This window comes from Pedobacter sp. 10L46_2 (assembly GCF_056395165.1).
Genome location: NZ_JBFTIZ010000547.1, coordinates 1 through 779, shown reverse-complemented (window position 1 = coordinate 779; position 779 = coordinate 1). Strand labels below are relative to the sequence as shown.

Genomic DNA, 779 nt, shown 5'->3' with positions numbered 1-779 from the left:
GAGCAAATATTGCCCCTCAGGGAATGCCAAAACCAAAAGCTATCCTACATCCTGATGATATCATCAGAGCAAGGAAGGTTGTAAGGGAAGTATATATGGATGAAAAAATTGAGCAATATATTATCGATATCGTTTTTGCTACCCGTTACCCGGATCAATATAAACTGGCAGATTATAAAAACCTGATCAGTTTTGGAGCCTCACCACGCGCAAGCATAAATCTTGCCTTGGCTTCAAAAGCCTATGCTTTTATAAAAAGAAGAGGATATGTGATTCCAGAAGATGTAAGAGCTGTTTGCCATGATGTTTTAAGACATAGAATAGGTTTGACCTATGAGGCTGAGGCGGAAGATATTAATACAGAAACCATCATTACAGGAATATTGAATGCAGTAGAAGTACCATAGCTTATGGATACCAAAGATCTCTTAAAAAAAGTAAGAAAGATTGAAATTAAAACCCGTGGGTTAAGTAATCAGATCTTCTCGGGAGAATATCAATCGGCATTTAAAGGCCGGGGTATGGCCTTTAGTGAAGTCAGGGAATACCAGATGGGTGACGAGATTCGTACCATCGACTGGAATGTTACTGCCCGTTTTAATCACCCTTATGTAAAGGTGTTTGACGAAGAAAGGGAGATGACAGTGATGTTACTTGTTGATGTTAGCGGGTCTAAGAATTTCGGAACGCAGACCCAGCAAAATCAAGAACTTGCTACCGAGGTATGTGCCGTGCTGGCATTTTCTGCTATACAGATCAATGATAAGGTAGGTGTATTG

1 protein-coding gene is annotated in these 779 nt (G+C 40.1%); it reads left to right on the top strand.

Annotation, left to right across the window (positions count from 1 at the left end):
• Positions 1–410 precede the first annotated feature (410 nt).
• Positions 411–779 (top strand): DUF58 domain-containing protein (locus tag AC1DDX_RS27685; RefSeq protein ID WP_477623071.1); only part of this gene is annotated, 369 nt, incomplete at its 3' end.